This window comes from Microbulbifer maximicatervae (SeqCode), from assembly GCF_052467385.1.
In genome coordinates this window covers 3,706,598-3,730,754 of the sequence record NZ_CP174311.1, presented here as the reverse complement: position 1 = coordinate 3,730,754, position 24,157 = coordinate 3,706,598, and the positions used below count along the sequence as shown (strand labels likewise).

The 24,157-nt window shown below is 49.4% G+C and carries 20 protein-coding genes; 10 read left to right on the top strand and 10 right to left on the bottom strand.

Features of this window, described 5'->3' with window-relative positions; all coding sequences use genetic code 11:
- Positions 1-12: 12 nt before the first annotated feature.
- From ACJJIR_RS15890 to purM, 6 genes are all read right to left on the bottom strand, one after another.
- The gene (locus tag ACJJIR_RS15890) at positions 13-1,329 is read right to left on the bottom strand and encodes a YlbE family protein (RefSeq protein WP_444906086.1); all 1,317 of its coding nucleotides are present in this window, start codon (positions 1,327-1,329) and stop codon (positions 13-15) included.
- 2 nt (positions 1,330-1,331) lie between these two features.
- Positions 1,332-2,105: a type IV pili methyl-accepting chemotaxis transducer N-terminal domain-containing protein gene (locus ACJJIR_RS15885; RefSeq protein WP_444906085.1), complete on the bottom strand. Its 774-nt coding sequence runs from the start codon at positions 2,103-2,105 to the stop codon at positions 1,332-1,334.
- Positions 2,106-2,611: 506 nt separating this feature from the next.
- Positions 2,612-4,015 (bottom strand): outer membrane protein transport protein, encoded by a 1,404-nt coding sequence (locus ACJJIR_RS15880; RefSeq protein WP_444906084.1) that lies wholly within the window; start codon positions 4,013-4,015, stop codon positions 2,612-2,614.
- A gap of 244 nt (positions 4,016-4,259) precedes the next feature.
- Entirely contained in the window at positions 4,260-4,964 is a 705-nt protein-coding gene (locus ACJJIR_RS15875; protein WP_282931679.1) for a DUF3108 domain-containing protein, read from the bottom strand.
- 101 nt (positions 4,965-5,065) lie between these two features.
- The gene (gene purN / locus ACJJIR_RS15870) at positions 5,066-5,710 is read right to left on the bottom strand and encodes a phosphoribosylglycinamide formyltransferase (protein WP_444906083.1); all 645 of its coding nucleotides are present in this window, start codon (positions 5,708-5,710) and stop codon (positions 5,066-5,068) included.
- A complete protein-coding gene (purM, locus tag ACJJIR_RS15865; protein ID WP_444906082.1) occupies positions 5,710-6,771 on the bottom strand; it encodes a phosphoribosylformylglycinamidine cyclo-ligase in 1,062 nt (353 codons plus the stop codon). The genes purN and purM overlap by 1 nt, the downstream gene beginning before the upstream one ends.
- 277 nt (positions 6,772-7,048) lie before the next feature.
- On the opposite strand from purM, the gene ACJJIR_RS15860 reads away from it, so the two are divergent.
- The 5 genes from ACJJIR_RS15860 to ACJJIR_RS15840 all read left to right on the top strand — a co-directional run bounded on the left by ACJJIR_RS15860 (position 7,049) and on the right by ACJJIR_RS15840 (position 12,681).
- Positions 7,049-8,146, top strand: coding sequence for a DUF2066 domain-containing protein (locus ACJJIR_RS15860; RefSeq protein WP_282931682.1), 1,098 nt, complete (start codon positions 7,049-7,051; stop codon positions 8,144-8,146).
- A gap of 1 nt (position 8,147) precedes the next feature.
- Entirely contained in the window at positions 8,148-8,861 is a 714-nt protein-coding gene (gene hda, locus ACJJIR_RS15855; RefSeq protein WP_282931683.1) for a DnaA regulatory inactivator Hda, read from the top strand.
- Positions 8,862-9,135: 274 nt separating this feature from the next.
- The gene (locus tag ACJJIR_RS15850) at positions 9,136-10,068 is read left to right on the top strand and encodes a universal stress protein (RefSeq protein WP_413664792.1); all 933 of its coding nucleotides are present in this window, start codon (positions 9,136-9,138) and stop codon (positions 10,066-10,068) included.
- A gap of 127 nt (positions 10,069-10,195) precedes the next feature.
- Positions 10,196-12,013, top strand: coding sequence for a DUF885 domain-containing protein (locus tag ACJJIR_RS15845; protein ID WP_444906081.1), 1,818 nt, complete (start codon positions 10,196-10,198; stop codon positions 12,011-12,013).
- Between the two features lie 272 nt (positions 12,014-12,285).
- Complete coding sequence (locus ACJJIR_RS15840; protein ID WP_444906080.1) at positions 12,286-12,681, top strand: cupin domain-containing protein; 396 nt, start codon at positions 12,286-12,288, stop codon at positions 12,679-12,681.
- 117 nt (positions 12,682-12,798) lie between these two features.
- On the opposite strand, the gene ACJJIR_RS15835 is transcribed toward ACJJIR_RS15840, so the two are convergent.
- The 3 genes from ACJJIR_RS15835 to sodB all read right to left on the bottom strand — a co-directional run bounded on the left by ACJJIR_RS15835 (position 12,799) and on the right by sodB (position 17,807).
- Positions 12,799-14,685, bottom strand: coding sequence for a DUF885 domain-containing protein (locus ACJJIR_RS15835; RefSeq protein WP_444906079.1), 1,887 nt, complete (start codon positions 14,683-14,685; stop codon positions 12,799-12,801).
- Between the two features lie 427 nt (positions 14,686-15,112).
- Positions 15,113-16,990, bottom strand: coding sequence for a DUF885 domain-containing protein (locus ACJJIR_RS15830; protein WP_444906078.1), 1,878 nt, complete (start codon positions 16,988-16,990; stop codon positions 15,113-15,115).
- 235 nt (positions 16,991-17,225) lie between these two features.
- Positions 17,226-17,807, bottom strand: coding sequence for a superoxide dismutase [Fe] (gene sodB / locus ACJJIR_RS15825; RefSeq protein WP_108732228.1), 582 nt, complete (start codon positions 17,805-17,807; stop codon positions 17,226-17,228).
- Between the two features lie 332 nt (positions 17,808-18,139).
- Here sodB and ACJJIR_RS15820 point away from each other — a divergent pair, with 332 nt between their 5' ends.
- Both ACJJIR_RS15820 and ACJJIR_RS15815 read left to right on the top strand, forming a co-directional pair.
- Complete coding sequence (locus tag ACJJIR_RS15820) at positions 18,140-18,898, top strand: coiled-coil domain-containing protein (protein ID WP_282931689.1); 759 nt, start codon at positions 18,140-18,142, stop codon at positions 18,896-18,898.
- Positions 18,899-19,050: 152 nt separating this feature from the next.
- Positions 19,051-20,559, top strand: a complete 1,509-nt coding sequence (locus ACJJIR_RS15815) for a fumarate hydratase (protein WP_282931690.1) — start codon at positions 19,051-19,053, stop codon at positions 20,557-20,559.
- 42 nt (positions 20,560-20,601) lie between these two features.
- Here the strand turns inward: ACJJIR_RS15815 and ACJJIR_RS15810 are convergent, their stop codons facing one another.
- Positions 20,602-22,425 carry a DUF885 domain-containing protein gene (locus ACJJIR_RS15810; protein WP_444906077.1) on the bottom strand — a complete coding sequence of 608 codons (1,824 nt, stop codon included), beginning with the start codon at positions 22,423-22,425 and terminating at the stop codon, positions 20,602-20,604.
- Between the two features lie 208 nt (positions 22,426-22,633).
- On the opposite strand from ACJJIR_RS15810, the gene ACJJIR_RS15805 reads away from it, so the two are divergent.
- From ACJJIR_RS15805 to ACJJIR_RS15795, 3 genes are all read left to right on the top strand, one after another.
- A complete protein-coding gene (locus ACJJIR_RS15805; protein WP_108732232.1) occupies positions 22,634-22,978 on the top strand; it encodes a 4a-hydroxytetrahydrobiopterin dehydratase in 345 nt (114 codons plus the stop codon).
- Between the two features lie 154 nt (positions 22,979-23,132).
- Positions 23,133-23,606, top strand: coding sequence for an OsmC family protein (locus ACJJIR_RS15800; protein ID WP_444906076.1), 474 nt, complete (start codon positions 23,133-23,135; stop codon positions 23,604-23,606).
- Positions 23,607-23,691: 85 nt separating this feature from the next.
- Positions 23,692-24,087 carry a GNAT family N-acetyltransferase gene (locus ACJJIR_RS15795; RefSeq protein ID WP_444906075.1) on the top strand — a complete coding sequence of 132 codons (396 nt, stop codon included), beginning with the start codon at positions 23,692-23,694 and terminating at the stop codon, positions 24,085-24,087.
- Positions 24,088-24,157 lie beyond the last annotated feature (70 nt).

Below are 24,157 nucleotides of genomic sequence, written 5' to 3'. Positions count from 1 at the left end.
GCAGTCTCGTTTCTAATGTAGTTTGGTTTGTTTCTCTTCCTCTTTTAAGAAGCTTGCGGCAGCCTTGGTGAAGGCTTCCATCGGAGGACGAAGAGACCCAATTCCCGCCATATAGCGGTTCATGGTTTTGTTCGCCAAGCTGGAGTTAATGGTTGGTGTAATATTTGCCTTGATGATTTTCAGTAGATCAAAGCCCAAGGGTGGACCCCTGTCATCAATTCCTGGAGTGAGGAAGGTGTCACTCTCTGAATGGGAAAGGTTATACATCTGCAATGTGTTGTTGACCGTTTCTACACTGGAGCCGGAAATAGACCTGACGGTGCCACCCAGTCCCACTGTTTCGGTAATCGCGCTGTCTCCCATGTCCCTGTTGACATCTGCTGGGGTAACGCCCTGTACTAATTGCCCGTGTCCTACTCCTGCAATTCCAGTAAACCAAGTGTTTCCAAGACCAGAGACCTTGATCCCAAACTCTGTTCCATTGCGGGCCATTGTGGTGATGATACTGCTATGGGGAATACCACTTCCTGCGTCGGCTACAGCTTTACAGGTGGCCATAATAGGGTTTAGGGAAAAGGAGCCGTCCTGATAGATTTGAGTCGATATTTTTTCAATATCGTGTTTGTTCGTACAGTTTTTGATGATGCCCGGTAATATGATTCCGGAAAGTAGTAATGTGGCTGCATTCGTCATCAGGTGGCAGTCATCACCCATCAGTAAGCTTCTGCCGATAATGGGCAGGAAATCGATACCGCCTTGCTCTTTGATCACTTGATCGAGGACTGGAGCTATATGATTTTCTATCCAGTGAAGTTGGTCGATTGCATCTTGGTCATAGACACCGAATCGCATCGAGCTTCCCCGGTTGTCACCTCGATCGTCGCTGAGATTGGAGTAAGCTCGATACCCGGTTACCTTGTCTTCTACGATATAAACCGACATTGAGTAGGTGATAATACCCGCCATTGGTCCAACGGCACTGTGATCGTGGCAGGGCTCCAGGTCCACCCCGCCTTCGGCCATAATTTTTTCAGCCTCAGCTTTATTCTTTGCCAGCCCTTCATAAATCAGGCCGGCAATAATGGCGCCCTTTAATGGCCCGGATGCCCGCTGCCAGGTTATTGGAGGGCCGGCGTGGAGCATTAAGTTCTTGCGCATGCCAGGTATATTATCTCCGGCCTTGCCTATGCCGATTAATACCGGAGTGGCCTGCTTCATGCGCTTGACCGTTTCATCATTAGCCTGTTGATTAAGAGCTTGGAAATCAGGGTCGGCCAGTTCGTGCAAGATTTTTTCTGTGCTGGGCCTGAACTCAATGTCCGTTCTCATTGCTACTCCTGTGAATTTAACAATTCGGCGTATTGTTCAGTAATGATGTTCATATTGCGTAGCATTAGATCCGTGGTGCCGGTAATTACCTGAATTTGGCGCTTTTCAGATATTTTCATATTTCCCTCAAACCCCCGGCTGGCGTAACTCAGATGGTCTTTTGCCTTTCGTAGGTTGTCATTGATCTCTGGCGTATTGAGGGGGCTCTCCAATAGCTGATTCAGTCGGTTGGAGTATTCGGAGAGATCTTCTTGCAATCCGGTTTCGGCATCATCCAAGGATACTTCCCAAAGTTTAGCAGCGTAGTTCTTGGCGATTCTCTGGGAGAGCATACGCTGGCGGCCGGCGATATTAATGAGTTCGGCGCTGTTGTGATTGGCGACTTGTTGGAGTTGGACCACATAGGTGTGAGCAGCAGAAAGAAGGGAGTTGCTGCGCTGAAATAATTCGCTGGCGCTTTGTTTATTGACGGGTTGTAAGGCGACAGACTCAAAGGCTTTCCATTCTCTTTCAACTTTAACAAGTTGATCCCTGATCTTTTCTGCGCCATGAAAATTATTTAGTTTCTCGTGATTCTTTTTAAATTCGTGAATTGATCGGGCAAATACCTTTTCGTGGCGCTCTGCATCCGGTTGAATCCCGCGCAAGATGTAAGTCTGGGTGATGCGTTGGGATAGCATTCTTTGTCGACCAGCCGTATTGATGGCGTCTCCCATAGAGAAGGCTGCGACATCCAGGCTTAAAATTAACAAGATAAATACTGCTGACAACTTCATGATTTTACTCTTGTAGTTTGACTTACTTCACAATTTAAGTGGGTTTTATGTTTGCAATGCATGCGTGAGCCCTCTCGGTTAATGAGAGGTTGCAGGGGTATTACGGAGTTATTCAGAGATCCTTGAGTAACAGTGATGTGAGCTTATAGGGGCTGCTTTCTGAATAAGGCGATTTTGAAGAATATTGATAAGTTAAACAAATAAGCTCCAAATTCCATTGATTGAGCAAAAATAAATAATTTAAATACGTTGTTAGGAAATATGATTTTGCAAACTCATCTGGTTTTAGGATTTGACGTTCCTTATATCAAATTTAAGGATGGAGATATCTAACCCTTTTTTTCGGTGTTAACGCTTTGGTGGTATTTGGATTGGGGGTGAGGGGGAGTTTTCTGGGGAGTGGATTGTTGTGGGGTTAATGGAGGCTTAGGTGAGGAGGATAATAGCTGGAAATAAAAAAGGCCCTACCAGGGGTAGAGCCTTCTTCTCATCAGATCTAAGGTGACTTAGAACTGGTAATTCAGAGCCAAGCTGAACAGGTAAGCTTCGGTCTTGGTGGTGCCACCATCGAAGTAGGTAATCAGGGTGTCGCTGATGTTGTTAGCTTCCTGGATAACTTCGTCATCACCCCAGATGTAGGCGAAAGCACCATCAACGGTAAGTTTGTCAGTCAGTGAGTAGGTACCGCCAACAGTCAGCCACTGGCGATCAGTGTCAGGAATAGACAGGGTACGCCAGGTAATCGGGAGATCTTCATCTACCAGCTCTGAGAGCTCTTCAGTTTCTTCGCGGTTTAAGCCGTCACGGGCTGCGCCTTGGTCGTAAGCGTAACCAAAGCGGAAGGTCCACTCGTCATTGCGGTAGTATTCACCACCGATGCTGAAGCGAGAACCGCTCTGGAAGTTTTCTTCTTTCAGCAGAAGCGGGTTGTACTCTTCACCAGCGGAGGGGATAAAGGCTTCGAGGCGCTCGAAACGGTCCCAGTTGGTCCACATGTAGCCTACCGCCACACCCCAGTTATTGTTGAAGCGGTGGTAGAAGCCCAGCTCCAGGGTGTCAGGCAGGTTCAGGGTCAGGTTGCCGGAAGTATCGTCAAATGAATCCAGCGGGCTCGGAGCGATGTCGGAGCTTACTTCACCCTTAATTTTGGGGTCGTACTTAGCGTGGTAAGAAATACCTGCGCGAGTGTTGTCGCTGATGCGCCACAGGCCGCCGATGGTCCAGCTCAGGTCCCAGGCATCCCCTTTTACGTCCAACACGGTGGCGCCGGCGGGGTTAAATCCTAAGACGGGTTCTACAACGTCACCGATCAGGAAGTCATCGGGGAAGGTGGTGTTCAGTTCTGCATCAACGTAGAAAATATTCGCTGCCAGGCCAATGCTGAATTGATCGTTAAAATCGTAAGCAACAGATGGCTGGATGTTTACGGTCAGCAGAGAGGTTTTGTTGGCGATTGTAGTTGCAGGGAAGTTATCCGGGAAATCAGTTTCCAGGCCAAAGTCGGTGTACATGGCAAGGCCCCAGGACCACTCATCATTGATGGGGGCGGCCAGGTAGCCGTTGGGGATTACCGCGCTGGTGGCGTAGTCTTTGGCGCTCGCGGGAGTTTCGAATCCCAGGTAGCCAGTTTCCTCACTGCCGACATAGTAGGTGACATCACCATCAACATCGATTTCGGGATCAACGTAAGTCGCACCAAGAGAAATGGTGTAAGTATTGAATAGAGCTGAACCGGCTGGGTTGCGCGCCAGAATTGCAGCGTTGTCGCCGATAGTGTTTTCGGCAGCAAATGCGCGGCCAAGGCCTGTTGCACTGGTTTCCTGCAAGTAGAAACCTGCAGCCATAGCGCCATGGGAAACGGAGCTGATAGCTGCGGCCAGAACTGCGTGTCGCAGGTATTTTTTATTCATGAGAACCCATCTCTAAGTCTGCTGATTACTGAAAGCCATAAACAGGTTGGAAAAAACTCTGCCATGGCAGGAAGGCCTTTAGACTTATATAAGTACCTTCCACTTCCGTAGCAAATCCCTTACTAAAAAGTCTAGCAATACGTCATTGCCCTAGTGAGGGAGAGGAGTGACTTTATAAAGACAATGGGGACAAAAATCTATCCAAGTCGACGGATTTTTTTTCATCAGTCGAAAATGTGGCCATTTATTGGCTGGCAGCGACTTTTTCGCCGTTGATGGATAAATTTGTCAGGTTGATTTGATACCTTTTGCCATTTTCTTCTCTTTGGATAAGTTTCACCAAAGCGTAGTTCCATTGCGGTGCGATCCAGACAGTTGTCTCTCTTCCTGAGTCTTTATCTCTCACTCGAGCGACTTTAATTGTCTCCACCGGGCCCAGAGGTGTTTTTAGGGTTTCAGTGCCAACTTGACTGAATTTGTAATCGCGAATTTTTTTGCCGTCGGCAACTTTGTATTGAAGGTCTGTTTTTCCAGCGGCGACATCGAGTGCCAGTTGGATTTGATAGCTCACCTTGTCAAGAATATTGGGTGGGGCGTCTTTGAGATCCCGCTCCGGATTATGGACGTTAAAGATCATACCTTTTGATGGTTCGAAATTAAGCACCGTGGCGCGATTTCGACCAAGGCCTTTGCGGCGATATTCGTAATGTTGGGGGGTGATATGGCCATCCTGGCTGGTAAAGCGAGAGTACTCTTTAATGCTGGCAAAAAGGGCGCTGCTATCGAAGTCCAGGCGCCAGTTGCCGTCCTGTCCGGACAATTCCCGAGTGGCGGTAATGCTGATCCCATTAAATCGGGCGGCGTAGGTGGCTTTGAAAGGTTCCAGCTCAGCAGCAATTGCCTGGCCGGTAATTAAAAAAAGAAACAGAGAGGTAGCAAAAAGGCGCACTGTGATATCCCACAAAAAACTGAACCCTTTTGAATACTAGCTGGCGAGGCGCGCAAAGTACATTGAAGGACTTTTACCCCGCCAGCTATCAAGGTCTGGTTTTATGCGGAAACCTGAACCCCGTGGTGAGGTAGTAATTCACCATCCAGCTGAACTCGATCATCTGCCATTTGCAGGCGCTGTTGAGCAAACCAGGTAACTGCCATGGGGTAAATGATGTGTTCTTGAACCTGCACTCGCTTTGCCAGTAGCTCTGGAGTGTCTCCCTCCTTAATAGGAACAATGGCTTGGACGATAGGTGGTCCGCCATCGAGTTCCTCGGTGACAAAATGCACGGTTACGCCGTGTTCTTTGTCCCCGGCTTCCAGTGCCCGCTTATGGGTATGCAGGCCCTGGTACTTCGGCAGTAAGGAGGGGTGAATGTTGATCAGGCGGCCGTTGTAGTGGCGCACAAAGTCGGGTGTCAAAATACGCATAAACCCAGCCAGTACAACCAAATCTGGTTTGCACTTGTCGATCTCTTCGATCAAGGCGTGATCGAAGGTTTCTCTGCTGGAGAAATCCCGGTGATCCACCACAGAGGTGGGAACGCCTGCCTGTTCTGCGCGAGTCAGCCCATAGGCATCTGCCTTATTGCTGACAACTGCAGTCACGGAAAAAGGCGCGTCCTCTTGTGCGGCGGCATCCAGCAGAGCCTGCAGGTTGCTGCCACTACCGGAGATTAATACGGCAACTCTACAAGACATTACAGCCCCGCCAGCTCTACTGCTTCCGCCCCTTCTTTGGCATCTTCGATAGTGCCAACGACAAAGGCGTCTTCGCCCATTTGCTTGAGAGCGGATAGTGCCGACTCGGATTGCTCTGCAGGCACGCAAATAACCATGCCAACACCGCAGTTAAACGTGCGGTACATTTCGCGGCTATCGATATTGCCTGCATCACGCAGCCAATTAAATACAGGAGGCATTTCCCAGCTGGTGACATCAATACGCGCGCTGCAGCCTTCGGGCAGTACGCGGGGCAGGTTTTCCAGTAAGCCGCCGCCAGTGATATGGCTTAGCGCATTCACCTGGAAGCTCTTCATTAATTGCAGCAGGTTTTTAACGTAAATACGGGTCGGGGCCATCAACGCTTTGGCCAGGGTTTCACCGCCGATGTCCTGCTGGAGATCGGCACCGCTGACTTCTAGAACCTTGCGGATCAGGGAGTAGCCATTGGAGTGGGGGCCACTGGAGGCCAGGCCGATCAATACGTCGCCAGCTTTAACTTTGCTGCCGTCGATGATTTCAGATTTTTCTACGACACCGGTGCAGAAGCCTGCCAGGTCATAATCGTCGCCTTCGTACATGCCGGGCATTTCGGCGGTCTCGCCGCCGACCAGTGCGCAGCCTGACAGCTCACAGCCTTTGCCAATGCCGGTAACTACTTCTGCAGCAATATCGACATTGAGTTTGCCGGTTGCGTAATAGTCGAGGAAGAAGAGGGGTTCAGCTCCTGCTACGATCAGGTCATTCACACACATGGCGACAAGATCGATACCGATGCTGTCGTGAATGCCCAAGTCCATTGCCAGGCGTAACTTGGTACCTACACCGTCGGTGCCGGAAACCAAAACCGGCTCTTTATAGCCGCTTGGAAGTTCACACAGGGCGCCGAATCCGCCCAGTCCGCCCATTACCTCGGGGCGGGATGTGCGTTTGGCGACATTTTTGATGCGCTCTACCAGTGCATTACCTGCGTCGATATCGACACCGGCATCTTTATAAGAGAGGGATGTTTGCGTAGATTGCGGCTTGGAATCGCTCATGATTCTTCCTGCGGTGGGTATTCGAAGGGCGCGTATTCTATCTGGGTCTTGCCTCGGGAGCCACGCCCAGACGGCATCTCGAAGGGGGATTTCGGCATTTTCTCACCATTTGAACTGTGAAATCACTCCGATAGTGAGAACTCGGGGCTGAGAGAAACGTCTGACGCTGATACAATAGCCGCAATTTTTAGTCCGCCCTAAAATCTGGCGTCTTGCACATCGATAATAATTTCTGCAAGCTCAGGGGCGGAAAATAAGAGGTTTGGAGAGAAGTCCTATGCACAAGCTGCTCCGGCAGGGATTGGTGTTGCAGTTGCTGGCTCTGATCATCAGTGTTCTAGCCCTACCGGTCCAAGCTCGAGTCATCTCGGATTTGTACGAAGTTGTCGAGGCTGTGTCGAGTCGCGGAGCCACGGATCGTGCAGCAGCCGGAAGTCGCGGCCTGGAACGGGTGTTCGTACGTGTTACGGGAGATGCCGCTGTCGGTAGTAACCCAAATGTGCAGCCGATATTAAAAAATGCACAGCAGTTTGTTCAAGGGTATCGCTATACCCGTGAGGACAATCAGCTCTACTTGCACCTTTCCTTTGATCCCCAAGCGATCTCCCGGCAAGTTAATCAAATGAACTTGCCCATGTGGCCTAACAATCGCCCCGGCACTTTGGTGTGGCTTGCAGTAGATACCCTGCAAGAGGGCCGCAGTGCTCTGAGTGAAGAAGCGACCCCGGAGCTCTTCTCTGTACTTGAGGCAATGGCTATCGAGCGCGGTGTCCCCCTGGATTTCCCGGTAATGGACCTGAATGATCAGCGCAATATGCCCCTGGGAGCTCTCTGGGCGCAGGATGAGCAGGCAGCTGAGAAGGCGGGTTTTCGCTATAGCCCCGATGCCACTTTGATGGGCCGGGTGCTTCAAGCTTCGGGCCATCGCTGGCAGGCAGATTGGTTGCTAATTCACGGCGGTCGCAGCTATGCCTTCGATACTGCCGGAGGTTCGCTGGAAGAGGTCGCTCTGCGCGGCGTTAACCAACTGGCCAATATTCTCGCTCAGCGCTATGCGGTGTCCCCGAATGGCCAGGACAATCAGTTGGGCGCGGTGATTGTTGAGTTATCTGGTATCGACAGTTTTGCTGATTATGCCAAGGCATCTGGTTACCTACAGGGGTTGGCACAGGTCAGCAGTGCTAACCTGCTCTCTGTTGAAGGGGACCGAATGCGCCTGGCACTGGTCACTTCGGCAGGGTTGAGCAATTTGCGTGATACCCTGGCTCTAAACCATAAATTGCGAGCACAAGCGGACGGAGACGCCATTAACCTGAATGGATACCGTTCACCCTTGGGCAGCGCTGAGAATCCGTTGCGCTATCACTGGGATTGAGATGAGTATTCCGCAACAATTGCCGCTGGGGGTATCCCTGCGGGATGACGCCACTTTTGATAACTTCTACCTGTCGGATTCAGATCCAAATCGACAGGTAGTTGCCCTGCTGCAGTCTTTTGCCAGTGGCGAGAATCCCGAGTCTGTAATTTACATTTGGGGTGAGGCGGGTAGTGGTATTAGCCACTTGCTTCAGTCTGCTTGTCAGTGCGCAGAGGCCAATGGTCGCTCTTTCCATTATCTCCCTCTCGCAGACCTAATGAACATGGACCCGGCTGTTATTCTCGACGGACTCGAACGACTGGACCTTGTCTGTATAGATGACGTTCATTTGTTGGAGGGGCAGCCCGAGTGGCAGACTGCTATTTTCCACCTCTATAACCGAGTTAAGGATGGCGGCCGGCAGTTATTAATGGGGGCTCGCAAGTCACCCCGAGGTATGGATATTGCCCTGGCTGATCTGCAGTCACGCCTGCACTGGTCCCTGGTGTTCCAGCTCAAAACCCTGAATGACAGCGATAAAGTTGCCGCCCTGCGCCGTCGCAGCCGTCTGCGCGGTTTTGACCTGCCGGAAGATGTGGCCCAGTACATATTGCACCGCGCCCCGAGGGATACTCGAGCACTCTTTCTGTGTCTGGAGGAGCTGGACCGGGCTTCACTTATGGCTAAGCGTAAAATCACCATTCCTTTTGTTAAGCAGGTTTTGGATATCTGACCCCAGCATTGGACTCTGGCCGACCTGCTTTAGCCTCCTGAGCTCATTTGGGCTCCTCTGTCTCGTGTTATAGCGACACTTGACGCTTTTTCCGTCTAATATGGTTGGTGTTTACTCACTTCACCTTCCCTATCTGCTCCTGCGCCATCTCCTTCACCTGTGTATTTCCGTGTGAAATCTGCTCTACTCACGATACCAATTTGAGGCAGCGAGTGGGTTTATGGTGAGTCTTGCCCCTGTTTGCTCCCAAATATCTCTGGTTGAGGGCAGCGTTATGCCAAACATTCATAAAATCCTGTATGTCAGCCATGCTGCTGAGGATGAAAGCAGCGGACTCATGCAGGCTTTTGCAGTGGCGCGCAATCATCAGGCGGAGATTAAGGTTTTACTGGTCTGTCCGAAGGTGCCGGAGGGGTTTGAGGAGTTTAGTCGGCTCTGTGTGAGGACAATGCTTGATAGGGTCAGGAGTGAAATTGAGTCGGCCCGCGTACATATGGAGTTATCGGCGGAAAGGACCAATTTGGAGATTGAGTCAGATTGTGGTGCCCGACCTGCCGAGCGGGTGATCCGCCGGGTATTGGCTGAGGGCTATGACCTGGTGATCAAGAATGTTGAGGGTCGCAGCCAGCTTAAGGGCTTCAAGGCAATGGATATGGATCTGCTGCGAAAGTGTCCCTGCCCGGTATGGCTGTGCCGCCCAATCAAGGAACATCGCAACAAGATTCAGGTGGCTGTAGCTCTCGACCCTGAATGCGAGGATGGCAGCACTTATGACTTGGCGATCCGGTTGCTGCGTTGGTCGCGAGTACTCGCTGACAGTTGCAGTGGGGTGTTGAACGTTATTTCCTGTTGGGACTTCGATATCGATGAATACTTGCGGCGCCATTTTCCCTTGAGCGCTTCTGAGGAAGAGTTGGATGAGGCCACTGAATCAGCGCGGGCCCAACACCGATCAAAACTCGATGTATTGATACGTGCATCCGGAATTGAGGGGGAAATACGTATTCACCATGTGGTTGCCCATCCAGATAACTTTATTCCATTGCTGATTGATGAAGAAGGTCTCGACTTGCTGGTTATGGGCACTGTTGGACGGGCGGGTATTCCCGGTTTCATTATGGGGAATACTGCAGAGAATATATTGCAGAAGGTCAGTTGCTCCCTGCTGGCTCTGAAGCCCAGTGACTTTGTATCGCCGATAAAATAGTTGTGAATTATGGGTCTAATTCAGCTTGGCCCCTGCGCTGATCGCTCTATCGGAATTCTCTGCTGCGGGAGTTGAGGTGATCCTGATACCGGGACAAAATTACAGCTAAGAATTCGGGAGAAATATAATGATTAAGACTATTGCCAAATGGTTTGGCGGCTTATTTTTTGTGGGGGTTTTGGCAGTTTCTGCTTTTGCTATTAATGCAGTTTATTTCAAGCCTTGGTCTATAGATGTATTTTTTGAACGTGTCTTTATAAAAATCGGTAGTAGCAGTCCGGAAATCCTTTCACAAATTAGAATTTTGGAACAATTTGGAATTGATGGACACAATGCGCATCTCGATGATTTGTCTGAAGAAGAGCAGTTGCGTGTTATTGAAATGATGAAGAGCGAGCTGGCGGTATTGCGCAGCTATGATCGCGAAAGTTTGGAAGGGCAGCAGGCCATTTCCTATGATGTGTTAGAGCATCTTCTCAGTATAAAGGCGGAAGTTGAACGCTGGAGGCACCATGATTACCCGCTTAACCAAATGTCGGGTGAGCAGAATAGGTTGCCGGAGTTTCTCGCTGAAGTACATCAGATCAACAATGTAAAAGAAGCTGATTATTACTTGTCTCGTCTGGGAGAGGTCGGACGTAAGTTTGATCAATTGCTGGATGGTCTGAAGATAAGGGAAGAGAAAGATATTCTGCCCCCGCGCTTTGTTGTCGATAGTGTTTTAGAGGAAATGCAGGGTTTTATCGCCGCGCCGGTAAAAGAAAATATACTTTATGCCTCATTACTGGAGCGACTTAACAAAATTGAAAAGCTGGATAAACAGGAGCGGGAACGTATTCTCAGCCAAGCTGAGTTGCTGATTGGTACAGAAGTTTACGCCGCGTATCAAGGGCTAATCGATTATTTCAGTACTCTCCGGTTAAAAGTTGGAGAGAACAATGGTGTTTGGGCATTGCCGGATGGGGATGCCTACTATGCCTATCAGGTACGCAACTTTACCAGTACAGATATTGCACCGGAGGAACTCCATCGTATTGGATTGGAAGAAGTTGCAAGAATTGAAACGGAAATGAATGAAATTTTTTCATCCGTTGGTAGAACCAGTGGCACTATTAGCGAACGTTTCTCTGCACTGAATAATGATCCCCAGTTTCTTTATGAGGATTCAGATTTAGGGCGGGAGAAAATTATTGCCGATTACCAGCTAATGATTGATGAAATTGATGCAGGCCTGGGTGACTATTTTGATTTAAAACCCAAAATGGGTGTTGAGGTGCGCCGAGTCCCAGAGTTTAAAGAGCAAGGTTCGGCGGGAGCCTACTACAACCCTCCAGCAATGGACGGGTCTCGCCCCGGCGTATTTTATGCAAACTTGCGGGATGTTCATGAAACCAAAAAGTTTGGAATGCGTACCTTGGCTTACCATGAAGCGGTGCCTGGGCATCACTTCCAGTTGGCAATAGCGCAAGAACTAAAAGGTGTGCCGACTTTCCGTAAAATGGGGTTGTTTAATGCTTACTCGGAAGGGTGGGCACTGTACTCCGAGAAGCTTGCTAAAGAAGCCGGTTTCCAGGAAAACCCCTATGATGATTTGGGTCGGTTGCAGGCGGAAATGTTCCGGGCTGTGCGGTTGGTCGTGGATACTGGAATGCACTATAAGCGCTGGAGTCGCGAGCAAGCGATTGATTATATGCTGGAAAAGACCGGTATGACTGAGTCCGAAGTCACCACCGAAATCGAGCGATATATGGTTTGGCCCGGTCAGGCACTGGCCTACAAAACCGGTATGCTAAAGATTCTTGAGTTGCGTGAACGCGCTAAAGAAGCGCTTGGTAGCCAGTTTGATATCCGCCAGTTCCACAATGTAGTTCTCACCAATGGCGCTTTGCCATTGGCAGTGTTGGAGCAGCAGGTAGATCAGTGGATAGCAACCAACAAGAGTTAGGATTCACTTTTGCAGAGTATTCGGCTATAGGATCGTCAAAAGAGTAACTTAAAAAGTTGAGCATCTTTACCGCTAGAAAGGGTGAAGGTGCTCGGATTATGTGGTTTTAGTAACTAAAAAGGGAGAAGGGAAGAATACACCGCGCTTGGGACCCTATGAGGCATGGATGCCGATTAGGAGCTTACAGGGATGTATTCACAGCGTGTCTCGAGTGCGGTGTATTCTTTCCTTCCACCCCAGTAGTAAGAGTAGTACTTGTAAGGGGTTGGTAAGTGCCGAAGTCAAAAGCTATTACGATAGATGATGGGTTTTCTAGAGTTAAATTTCTAAAAGGAAGAACTCCCGAAACAACGGATGAGGAAGCTAAAGATGCATTTGCCTTATTGTCCGAGTATAGGGATGGTGGAATATATGTAGCCCACTATTCAGGGAATAGTGAGTGGGAAAGGCACACCAATGGAGATGAGTTTGTTCAAGTTGTAGATGGAGAAACAACTCTAATTCTTCTCGTAAACGGTAAAGAGAAGCAGAACGAATTATCTGCTGGGCAAATATTGGTTATACCAAAAGGTGTCTGGCACCGATTTGAAACGCCTAGCGAAGTAAAAGTTATGACTATTACCCCGCAGCCAACTGAGCACAGTATAGCTAAGCCATGCGATACCTAAGAGATAAGATCATTCTACATACCGGCAGCGGTTTGCAGTATAAGAGTGAGCGCTATTAGCTTAAATTAAAAAAGGCCACAGATAGTGGCCTTTTTTAATTCTGTTTTAACCTTTTAGTTATACTTTTGGAGTTCTGGTGTTTGCTATCCACTCGTCAATAATTTCCTCCAGGGCATCCAGTGGTACTGGGCCGTTGGCCAGAACTGCATTGTGGAATTGACGAATATCAAACTTCTCTCCCAGTTCTTTTTTGGCTTTCTCACGAAGCTGTAAAATTTTGAGCATGCCAATTTTGTAGGCTGTTGCCTGGCCGGGTAATACGATATAGCGCTCGACGGCTTTAATAACATCCCCCTCAGGATTAGGGGTGTTTTCCATCAGGTATTGTATGGCTTGTTCTCGGGTCCACTTCTTTGTGTGAATTCCGGTATCGACTACAAGGCGTCCTGCTCGCCACAACTCCATGGCGAGGCGCCCAAAATCTGAGTAGGGGTCTTGGTAGAGTCCCATCTCTTTTGGCACCATTTCAGAGTAAAGGCCCCAACCCTCGGTATAGGCGGTATAGTGACCATATTTGCGGAACTTAGGGATATCCTGTAATTCCTGGGTGATAGAGAGCTGCATATGGTGGCCGGGGATACCCTCGTGGTATGCCAGTGCTTCCATCTGGTAACTGGGCATATCGTCCATATTGTAGAGGTTGGCGTAGTAGATGCCTGGGCGTGAGCCGTCGGCAGCAGGTTGCAGGTAAAAAGCTTTACCGGCAGATTTCTCCCGGAAAGGTTCAACCGCTCTCACATCGAGGTCCGCTCTAGGTTTGGTGATAAATAACTCGTCCAGCCTACCCTTCATGGTATCGATAATGGTAGTAGCCTTCTCAAGATATGCAGCTTTCCCCTGTTCAGTGGTCGGGTAATAAAATTGCTGGTCGGTGCGCATAAATTCGAAGAAGTTTTTCAACTTACCTTCGAATTTTACTTTACGCATAATTTCCCGCATCTCATCATGGATGCGAGTCACTTCTTCAAGGCCAATCCTATGAATTTCTTCGGCTGTCATATCGGTAGAAGTGTAAAAGCCGAGACGAAAATTATAAAAGTCACTGCCATCTGCCAGTTTCCAGGCGCCATCATCAGTAGTTGCGCGTATCTCAAGCTCTTGCAGGTAGTCGATTAGGGTTTTATAGGCGGGGCCAGTGTTGTCTTTTAGTGCTGTTTTAGCTTTATCTATTAAGGACTTTTTCTGTTCTTTACTGATATCGAGGTTTTCTACTTTTCCCTTAAAGTCAGCAAATAGAGGGCTGTCCTTTTTTCTATCAAAAGGAGCACCAGTAATTAGGTTTTGTGCATCTCCAATAACATAGGGGAAAACGAATTTTGGAATAGTGGTGCCAGCTTTGGCCTTTTCTTCCAGTTGGTCTTGCAGCTGTGCGAAATACTGGGGAATTCTATTTAATCGGGAAATATAAGCTTCGGCATCCCTAATGTTATCGATACGGTGCTGGCTGATAAGTGTTGAAGCGGCGCCGGTATGGATGGCGAACATTTGGTTGACTGGGTAATTATGATTTCGCCACTTATAAGCTTCGATCTCTTGTTGCAACGTGCGTTTTGCCAGTCGAAGATTAAGTTGGGTAGGTCGATCCAGTATAGCGGGATCAATTTTATTCAGCTCGGATAATTGACGCTTATTAATTTCATGGGTTTCTTGCGCAAATTCAGGAGTTAGATCATTCCATTTGCCGTACTCCTCTTTCAGACCCAAGAATGTTTTAAATTCAGGGCTGCGGTCTAGATGCTCCTGGAAGAAATTATCGAACAGCAAATTGACCTTCTTGCTGGCCTCGCTCATTTCTTTACTGACCTTCGGGGGAGGTGGCTGATTAAGTGCACTTTCCTCTAAGGGTGCAATCTTTTGTGCATCCGCATTGTTGGTACTGTCGTTGCAGCCTGTGAGAATGAGTGAGCTTACTGCCGCTGCAATCAGAGTTATTTTTAACTTCATGAGTACAATCCTTGCGTTCAAAGAGTAGCTCTTACTTTTTTATCATTATTTTTGCAGTTAATGGACTTTTTTATGTAAAAGCATCCCATTATTTGGTTTTGTGGATATAAATTCAGCAGAAAATAAGAGCGGTGCACTTTTTTGGTATGGGGAATACTGGGTATGTTTTATTTTGGTGCTTTTATACGACAGTGGCGGCTAAGGTGAGCTGAAAATAGGGGGGGTGAAATAAGACCACAGTGCCATTCATGCTGGGAGCTGGTGATTGCTTAATAAGAAGTCCGGAGTGTCATTCCGGACTTCCCTGTAAAACAATAAATGCCGTATTGTAAAAACTATACAGAATTTTTACTTCTGCAATGCTCTACTGACGATGAGAAAAAGACAGACAAGTAGTTATCAGGTACTTATCTGTCGCTTCTATTATTTATTGTTGGGTTTTTACTTTTGCAACCCACTCATTAACCAGTTCTTCCAGTACATCCAAGGGGACTGGGCCACTGGCCAGGATAGTGTCGTGGAAGCCGCGAACATCAAACTGATCACTCAGTTCTGTTTTGGCTTTTTCACGCAGCTCGACAATTTTCAGCATACCAATTTTGTATGCGGTCGCTTGGCCAGGCATCACAATATAGCGCTCGATCGCTTTAACCACGTCGCCTTTCGGGTTCGGGGTGTTCTCTACGAGGTAGTCGATCGCTTGCTCGCGGGTCCATTTCTTGGCGTGAAGGCCGGTGTCTACCACCAATCGGCCAGCGCGCCACAGTTCCATAGCCAGGCGTCCAAAGTCAGAGTAGGGGTCTTCATAGAAGCCCAATTCTTTGGGCACCAGTTCGGAGTAGAGGCCCCAGCCTTCGGTATAAGCAGTGTAACCACCGTATTTACGGAACTTGGGAATATCCTGTAATTCCTGAGCGATCGAAAGCTGCATATGGTGGCCGGGGATACCTTCGTGGTAGGCCAATGCTTCCATCTGGTAAGACGGCATATCGTTCATATTGTACAGGTTGGCGTAGTAGATACCTGGGCGCGAACCATCGGGGGCCGGGCGCTGGTAGAAGGCCTTACCTGCAGATTTTTCGCGGAAGGCCTCTACGGCTCTTACATCGAGATCGGCTTTGGGCTTGGTGATAAACAGTTCATCCAGGCGGCCCTTCATGGTGTCGATAATTGCGGTGGCCTTTTCCAGGTACTCCGCTTTACCTTCCTCAGTGGTGGGGTAATAGAACTGCTTGTCGGTACGCATGAATTCGAAGAATTCCTGCAAGTTACCTTCGAACTTCACCTTGCGCATAATCTCGCGCATTTCGTCGTGAATACGGGCAACTTCCTTAAGACCGGTTTGGTGGATCTCATCGGCAGTCATATCCGTAGTGGTGTAAACACCGAGGCGGAATTTATAGAACTCTTCGCCGTCTGCCAGTTTCCAGGCGCCGTCGTCAGTGTTGGCTTTTTTCTCAAGCTCTTGCAGGTAGCTGATTAATTTTTCGTAAGCGGGGCCGGCGCTTTCAGTCAGGGCCTGGCTGGCTTTATTGACCAGTGATTTCTTTTGATCTTCACTGATTTCCAGCTTTTCTACTTTGTCTTTAAAGTCTGCAAACAGTGGGCTGTCTTTTTCACCGTTAAAAGGTGCGCCGGTGATCAGGTTGCGGGAATCGCTAATAACGTAAGGGAATACGAACTTAGGTACGATTGTGCCGACTGCAGCATTGGCTTTCAGTTGTTCTTCCAACTGGGAGAAATACTTGGGCATACCATTCAAGCGGGCGATATAGGCTTCTGCATCGCTGACATCATCGATACGGTGCTGGCTGATCAGTAGCGATGCTGCGCTGGTGTGGGTGGCATACATCTGGTTGACGGGGTAGCCGTGATTGCGCCACTTGTAGCCATCGATATCCTGTTGCCAGTTGCGCTTTGCCAGGCGCAAGCTCAAGCGGGTAGCGTCATCCAGAGTGGAAGGATCAATTTTATTCAGTTCCGCCAGCTGGCGCTTGTCGATCTCCAGGGTTTCCTTGGCAAACTCTGGGGAGAGGTCGTTCCACTTATCGTAGTCTTCTTTTTTGCCCAGGAAAGTTTTGTACTCGGGGCTGCGGGCGAGGTGCTCCTGGAAGAAGTCCTCGAACATCTGGTTTACGCGTTTGACTGCGGCTGGGTCCACTTTTCCTGCGACTTCTTGAGTCGCCGTGCTTTCCGTGGCTGTGGCGGTTGCACTCTGCTCGGCTGTGTTCGGGGCGCCGCGGTCACAGCCGCTGATTACCAGCGCGCTTATGGCGGCTGCGATCAGGGTTGGTTTCAACTTCATGAGCATATTCCCAGTGTTCGGTTCTTCGTTGCTAATTTGTGCCACTCCAGTGGCATTCTTTAGGTTGATTGCCTAAATCCCCCATACTTTATGCGGGATGTGTAGTGCAGATCAGCAGGTATTGTGCTGACTGGAGCAGCATTTGGCCAGTAGTGGGGAGAATTTGATTGGGAGGAGGACATTAAAGAAATAAAAAAAGCGGGCACATGGCCCGCTTTTTCTGGTGACTTCGGGATTAAGCGAAGTTCTGGTTTACAAACTCCCAGTTCACCAGGGCCCAGAAAGCTTCCATGTACTTCGGGCGCAGGTTGCGGTAGTCGATGTAGTAAGCGTGTTCCCAAACATCGCAGGTCAGCAGGGGAGTAACGCCTTCTTCAGTCAGCGGGGTTGCTGCGTTGGAAGTGTTTACAATGGCGACTGAGCCGTCAGCATTTTTTACCAGCCAAGTCCAGCCGGAGCCGAAGTTGTTTACAGCACTGGTGGTAAATGCTTCTTTGAACTGGTCGAAGCTACCGAAGGCTGCGTTGATAGCCTCGGCAATCGCGCCAGTGGCTTCGCCGCCACCGTTAGGGCTCAGGCAGTTCCAGTAGAAAGTGTGGTTCCAAACCTGGGCTGCGTTGTTGAACACACCACCGGAAGAGGACTTGATCACGTCTTCCAGAGATTTGTCAGCGTCAGCAGTGCCTTCCAGCAGGCCGTTCAGCTTGTCTACGTAAGTTTTATGATGTTTGCCGTAGTGGTACTCCAAAGTCTCTTCGGAGATATGCGGTGCCAGGGCGTTCTTAGCGTAGGGGAGTTCAGGCAATTCGAAAGCCATGGTGTTTTCCTTCCTTTGTCTGAGGGTTATTGGTGAGGGCATTCTACACGTGCCGCATCTCAGAATTAAGCCGGCGCGATGGATTAGGGAAGTTTGGGACGATTTCCTCAAACACAAGGGGGGAAGCTTTTGCTGTCAGCTCTATTCGACTGTCGTCTATTATTACTGACGACCGCTTACTTTTTCGTCAATTTTTGGTATAACTGCCGCAGAATTCGACGAATCTGAATGGATTCTATTGTCATATATTTCTGAAAATACGGTACCGGAAAGAGCAGCATAGAACTGGCGGGTACCGGACTCATCAGCACAGTTATCGGGTGTATCGAACCATGCAACGCAAAGAGCCCACACTGGGCGGCAGCGCCGCTCTTGAACCATCACTGGATCTCACTACCAGCGAAGAAAGGAGTGATTCACCAGAGCCCCAGGTGATCGTGGAGGAGCGCCGAGGTGGTTTCTCTTTCTTGGGGCTATGTGCCCTGATTATGGCGATGGGTGGCCTGGGTGCTTCGGGTTTCCTGTACCAGCAATGGCAGGACAGCCGGACCCTGTTGAGTGATGCAGAGACTCGTATTGCCGATGCGGAAAACCGTATTGCTGAACTGGAGAAGCGCTTTAGCCTCTCCGATGAGGAATCTACGGCGTCGGTTGAAGTACTGAATGCAAAAGCCAAGGAAAACTCCTCGGAGATCCGCAAATTGTGGGGTGTTGCCTATGACACCAACCGCAAGAGTATCTCCGCCAATAAAACAGCAGTCGCGGCTAACAAAAAGCAAGTCGCCGCTCTTAGCACTAAGCTCAGCGGCCTCGAGTCCAGCGTGAAGAAAATCGCTGCTGTAGAGGCTTCGCTGGCAGAGTTGCGCAAGGGCAATACAGATTCCCAGCGTGAGATGACCGACAAGCTTGCACGCCTGGAGCGCCAGCTGGCTTCAGTGCGCAGTGACCTGACTATGCGTGTCGGTGCGAATGAAGAGGCTGTAGAATCTATTGATGCTTACCGCCGTTCGGTGAATAAGGATCTGGTGCAGCTTCGCGATGCGATTCGCTCTCTGCAATCCAGCGGTGACTCCACCGCTTCATCCATGTAATTTTCCGGTTGAGTTAAAAAAGGCGGACCTGGTGTCCGCCTTTTTTTATTCCGTTTTCCCTTAAGGTGAATGGGATTTCTGGGAATATCTGGGTCAATAACCCTACATTTCGTGTAGAATCGCCGGCCTCGAGACGTTAATCGGAGTTGGCAATGACCACTATCCGCCAGGATGATCTGATCGGCAGCGTGGCCGATGCGCTGCAATTTATTTCTTACTACCACCCACAGGACTTCATTCAGGCCCTGAACAAGGCTTATGAGAAAGAGGTCAACCCGGCGGCCAAGGACGCCATGGCCCAGATCCTGATCAACTCACGCATGTGTGCCGAGGGCCACCGCCCAATCTGTCAGGATACCGGCATAGTCACCGTGAAGTTGAAAGTGGGCATGAATGTGCGTTGGGAAGCGGATATGAGCGTTACCGATATGGTTAACGAAGGTGTGCGCCGGGCCTATCAAAATGCCAGCAACGTGCTGCGTGCCTCTATTCTGGAAGATCCAGATGGTGCTCGTAAGAATACCGGAGACAATACTCCGGCGGTGATTCACTATGAAATCGTTCCCGGTGATACCGTAGAAGTTTATGTGGCAGCTAAAGGCGGCGGCAGTGAAGCCAAAACCAAGTTTGCCATGCTGAATCCATCTGACTCGGTGGTTGACTGGGTGCTGAAGATGGTTCCGCAGATGGGCGCCGGCTGGTGTCCGCCCGGCATGCTGGGTATTGGTATTGGCGGTACCGCTGAGAAAGCGATGCTGTTGGCCAAAGAATCCCTGCTCGACCCCATCGACATTCAGGAGCTGCAAGAGCGCGGAGCCTCTAACCGCGCTGAAGAGCTGCGTCTGGAACTCTATGATTCCGTCAACAAACTGGGCATCGGCGCCCAGGGCCTGGGCGGACTGACCACTGTGCTGGATGTGAAGATCAAGGATTATCCCACCCACGCTGCCAACAAGGCTGTGGCGATTATCCCCAACTGCGCAGCTACCCGTCACACCCACTTTACCCTGGATGGCTCCGGGCCTGCGCGCCAGACTCCGCCTAAGCTGGAAGATTGGCCGGAAATTACCCGCGAAGCGGGCAGCAATACCCGTCGGGTAAACCTGGATACCATTACCGCAGAAGATATCCAAAACTGGCAGCCCGGTGAGACCCTGCTGCTGAACGGTAAGATGCTGACTGGTCGCGATGCGGCGCACAAGAAAATGGTAGATATCCTCGCTAAAGGCGAGAAGTTGCCTGTGGATCTCACCGGCCGCTTTATCTACTACGTAGGCCCGGTAGATCCGGTGCGCGATGAGGTTGTTGGTCCCGCTGGTCCAACCACCGCTACCCGTATGGATAAATTCACTCGCACTATGCTGGAAGAAACTGGCTTGGCCGGGATGATCGGTAAGGCGGAGCGCGGCCCCATGGCAATTGAGGCGATCCGCGATAATAAAGCGGTATACCTTATGGCCGTCGGTGGCGCTGCTTATCTGGTTGCCCAGGCGATTAAGGGCTCCGAAGTTATCGCCTTCCCCGAGCTGGGAATGGAAGCGATTTACGAGTTCGAAGTAGAAGATATGCCGGTAACTGTGGCTGTCGACAGTCAGGGTGAGTCAGTACACACTACTGGCCCGCTGATCTGGAAAGCCAAGATTGCCGAAGGTGAGGTGTAACGCTTCCGCCATTTAAAGAAAAGGCCCCAACAGGGGCCTTTTTTATTGGAATTTATTGCCTTGCTTGGCTAAGTCCGCCAGCATCAGTTCGCGAATAATTGGTATTGGTGCACTGCCATAGCTCAGGAACATCTCGTGGAACCCCTTGAGACTAAAGTTGTTGCCCATTTTCTTTTTGATTTCCTCGCGCAGGGCCAAAATATCAGTAAAGCCAGCAAAATAGCTGGTGAGCTGCACTTGGCTTAAGGTCGCCCTGCGCCATTTACCCTCTGCTTCAGCCTGTTGCTGAAAGGCATCCCTGACCATTAACTTCATCGCCTCTGCTTGGCTGATACCCTTTACCTGTACCTCATAATCCAAAATGGTATTAGTGATAGTGCGCAAGTTCCACTTGTAGTACATCAGCCACAGCTCGGGGGAAAAATTACCGTAACCCGCATCCAGCATCATGCGTTCCGCATAGACGGCCCAGCCTTCGATCATGGCAGTATTGCCGAGAATAGTTTTCAGGATACTGGGGGACTGGTTGGCGTAAACCAGTTGAGTGTAGTGCCCGGGGATCGCTTCATGGATATTGAGTATCTGCAGGATATAGTCGTTGTATTCTCGCAGTAAGCTCTCCGCCCGTTGATCGGAGTAGGTCTCTATGGGCATCACGTTGTAATAGGTATTTGCATTTTTATGGTAGGGGCCAGGCGCATTAATGGAAGCTACAGCAAAGCCTTGCATATAGGCTGGAGTTGTTCGAACTACCAGTGGCTTTTCCTTGTCCAGGCTTAACAGGTTTTTTTCGGTCACAAACTCTGCCAGCTCCGGGATCTGTTGCTCTACTTTTTTCTTGAAAGTTTCTTTGGTGGCATGATATTGGGAAAGCTTGTTCAGCAGCTTTTCAATTTTTGCCAGTGGCTCGTTGGGTGGGGAATCAGAAGGAAAGTATTTTGGCCAGAGTTGATCGGCAAGCTTGGTCATTTTATCGTGGGTTACCTGCTTCTCTATGATGGCGCGCTGGTATAGTTCAGCAGCGCTCATTCCAATATTGATATCAAACTGGAATTTTTCTTCGTAGAGTTTTTCACCGATACGAAAATCACGGAATTTTCCGGATTTAGTCAATTTCTTTTGCAAGTTTTGTAGGAAGTGGATATAGCTTTGTATCGCTAAGCGAGAATCGTGCATTCGCCGTAGGAAAATCTCCTTTGCGTCCGCAGGCATCTGACTTTCTTTAACCGTTTTTTCCAGCTCTTCGCCAAAGACTTCCAGTGAGCCTGTACTCTGTTGAATTGCTAATTCAAGCTGTGGCGCTGCCGGACGATAGATAGCTGCCTTAGCGGCCTGATAGTACTCGGGCACTTGCAGCATACGAGTGCTAACGGTATGTAGGCGCTTTAGAAGTGGCGCATAGTCGGTGTTTAGGATCAGGGCAAAAGAATGGGAAACATTATATATGGATGGGTCCCATTGGTATGACTTAAAGCGGGTATATTGCCATTGCAGTCGATGCAGAAAATTTTCTATAAGAGCGAGATTACTGCGTGAATTGATATTGAGCTGGCTTTTATCCAAGGCTGCAAATTTGCGTTCATAGATTTGAGCAAAGTCCAATACAAATTCACGATAACTCTTATCGGGCACCTGAAGCTCTTTGGCTACTTCATAGTAGCCTTCACTGAGCGCCCAGGATGGGAATAGATTCCATAGGCCGTGTATAAATTGCTGACAGAGCTGCTCGAATGCCAGGTTTGTCTCGGAGCGCATTTCCTCCAGGATAACCTTCTCTGGTGGAGGAAGGCGCTCTCTATCCACTTGCTGGCGCTCACAGGCTCCTAGAGATACTAGAAGTAGTAATAGACTGAGGTGTGCTTTCATGACAATCCTCACGTTAATCTGCCGATGTCGACCCAAGGCTGCGGTGGCTATAGATCGTCCAATATTTTTAGCATGCGGTTCCATTTTGTGATGGTAAAACCGGATAAAATGCGTTTTTGAGCCCTGTACTTGTTTCGTTAAGGGGGGGCGGGTAGAGTGAGGCCGGCCCAATTGAGCCGATAATAAACAAGGTTTTGAGGACCGATTCATGACCGAACTAGCTCAACAACAATGTGAAGCCTGTCGTGCCGATGCGCCGCTGGTGAGTGATGACGAACTGCCAGGACTGCTGCGGCAGATCCCTGACTGGACGCCGATGACCCGTGACGGAATTATGCAGCTGGAACGCGTGTTTAAGTTTCGTAACTTCAAGCAGGCTCTGGCGTTTACCAACCGTGTCGGCGCGATTGCTGAAGAGGTGGGGCATCACCCCGCACTGCTGACTGAATGGGGTAAGGTTACGGTTACCTGGTGGAGTCACGAGGCTAAGGGCCTGCACAAAAATGACTTTATCATGGCTGCTCGCACCGATGAGCAGGTGGATGCCGCTTAACTAGTATTTCTTGTGGCGCCTATATCCGGCTTCGGGAGGCGATGGACCATTTGAAATAGCACTCACCGGTTCTTGGTAATCTTAGGGCTGGTGAGCATCCCAATTTAGCCCCTTTTCTCCAAGACTAGGGGTGTCGTCTAAAGGGAGATAAGTCTTGTCAGAGTATACTTCAACGGTGACCTGGAAACGCGACGAGCAGATTTTCACCGATAATCAATACAGTCGAGCCCACACCTGGCAATTTGATGGTGGGGCATCTATCCCAGCCTCCTCTTCCCCCCATGTTGTACCCATTCCCTATTCAGTAGTTGAAAACGTTGATCCAGAAGAAGCTTTTGTAGCGGCTCTGTCCAGCTGCCATATGTTGTTTTTTCTATCGATTGCAGCCAAGCGAGGGTTTGTGGTTGATGAATATTGCGATGAAGCTATAGGAATTATGGGGGCCGATAAGGATGGTCGCATTGCTATGACTAAAGTTACCCTGCGTCCTTCAGTGCGCTTCTCCGGTGAAAAACAACCCAGTCGCGAGCAGTTAGAAAAAATACATCACCTTTCCCACAAACAGTGTTTTATTGCGAACTCCGTGAAAGCTGAAGTGGTGACAGAGATCCAGGAAGTTCCAGTTTAAGTACCTTCCTATAACGATTGGGTTGTCGCTGGGTACTAGGTAGGCTTAGCGGTACTATTTATTTGTTTATTTTATTCGGCAAGGTATGTACACAATTATTGAGAAAGTAGCTTCTACCGAGGATTTCCTCAAACTGCGAGAGATAACAGGCTTAACCCCCAGAAGCCGTGAAGCAGCGGAAAAAGGCCTTCCAAATAGTTTGTATGGTATCCATATAAAAAGACAATCTGAAACTGTCGCTATGGGGCGGGTAGTGGGGGATGGCGCACTTAATTTTGAGATAGTGGATGTTGCTGTCGATCCAAAATTCCAAGGTATTGGCCTGGGGCGTCAGATCATGGAGCACATTATGGCTTACCTGGATCGAGAAGCCCTTCATTCAGCATATATTACGTTGATGGCAGATGTTCCCGAGCTTTATAGAAAATTTGGATTTGAATTGAGCCGTCCAGACACTGAAGGGATGTATCTTATCAAATAATGGCACAGAGCTATTATTGTGGATTCTAAGTTGGCTTTACATCAATGAACGAATGATTGATTCAGTGTCG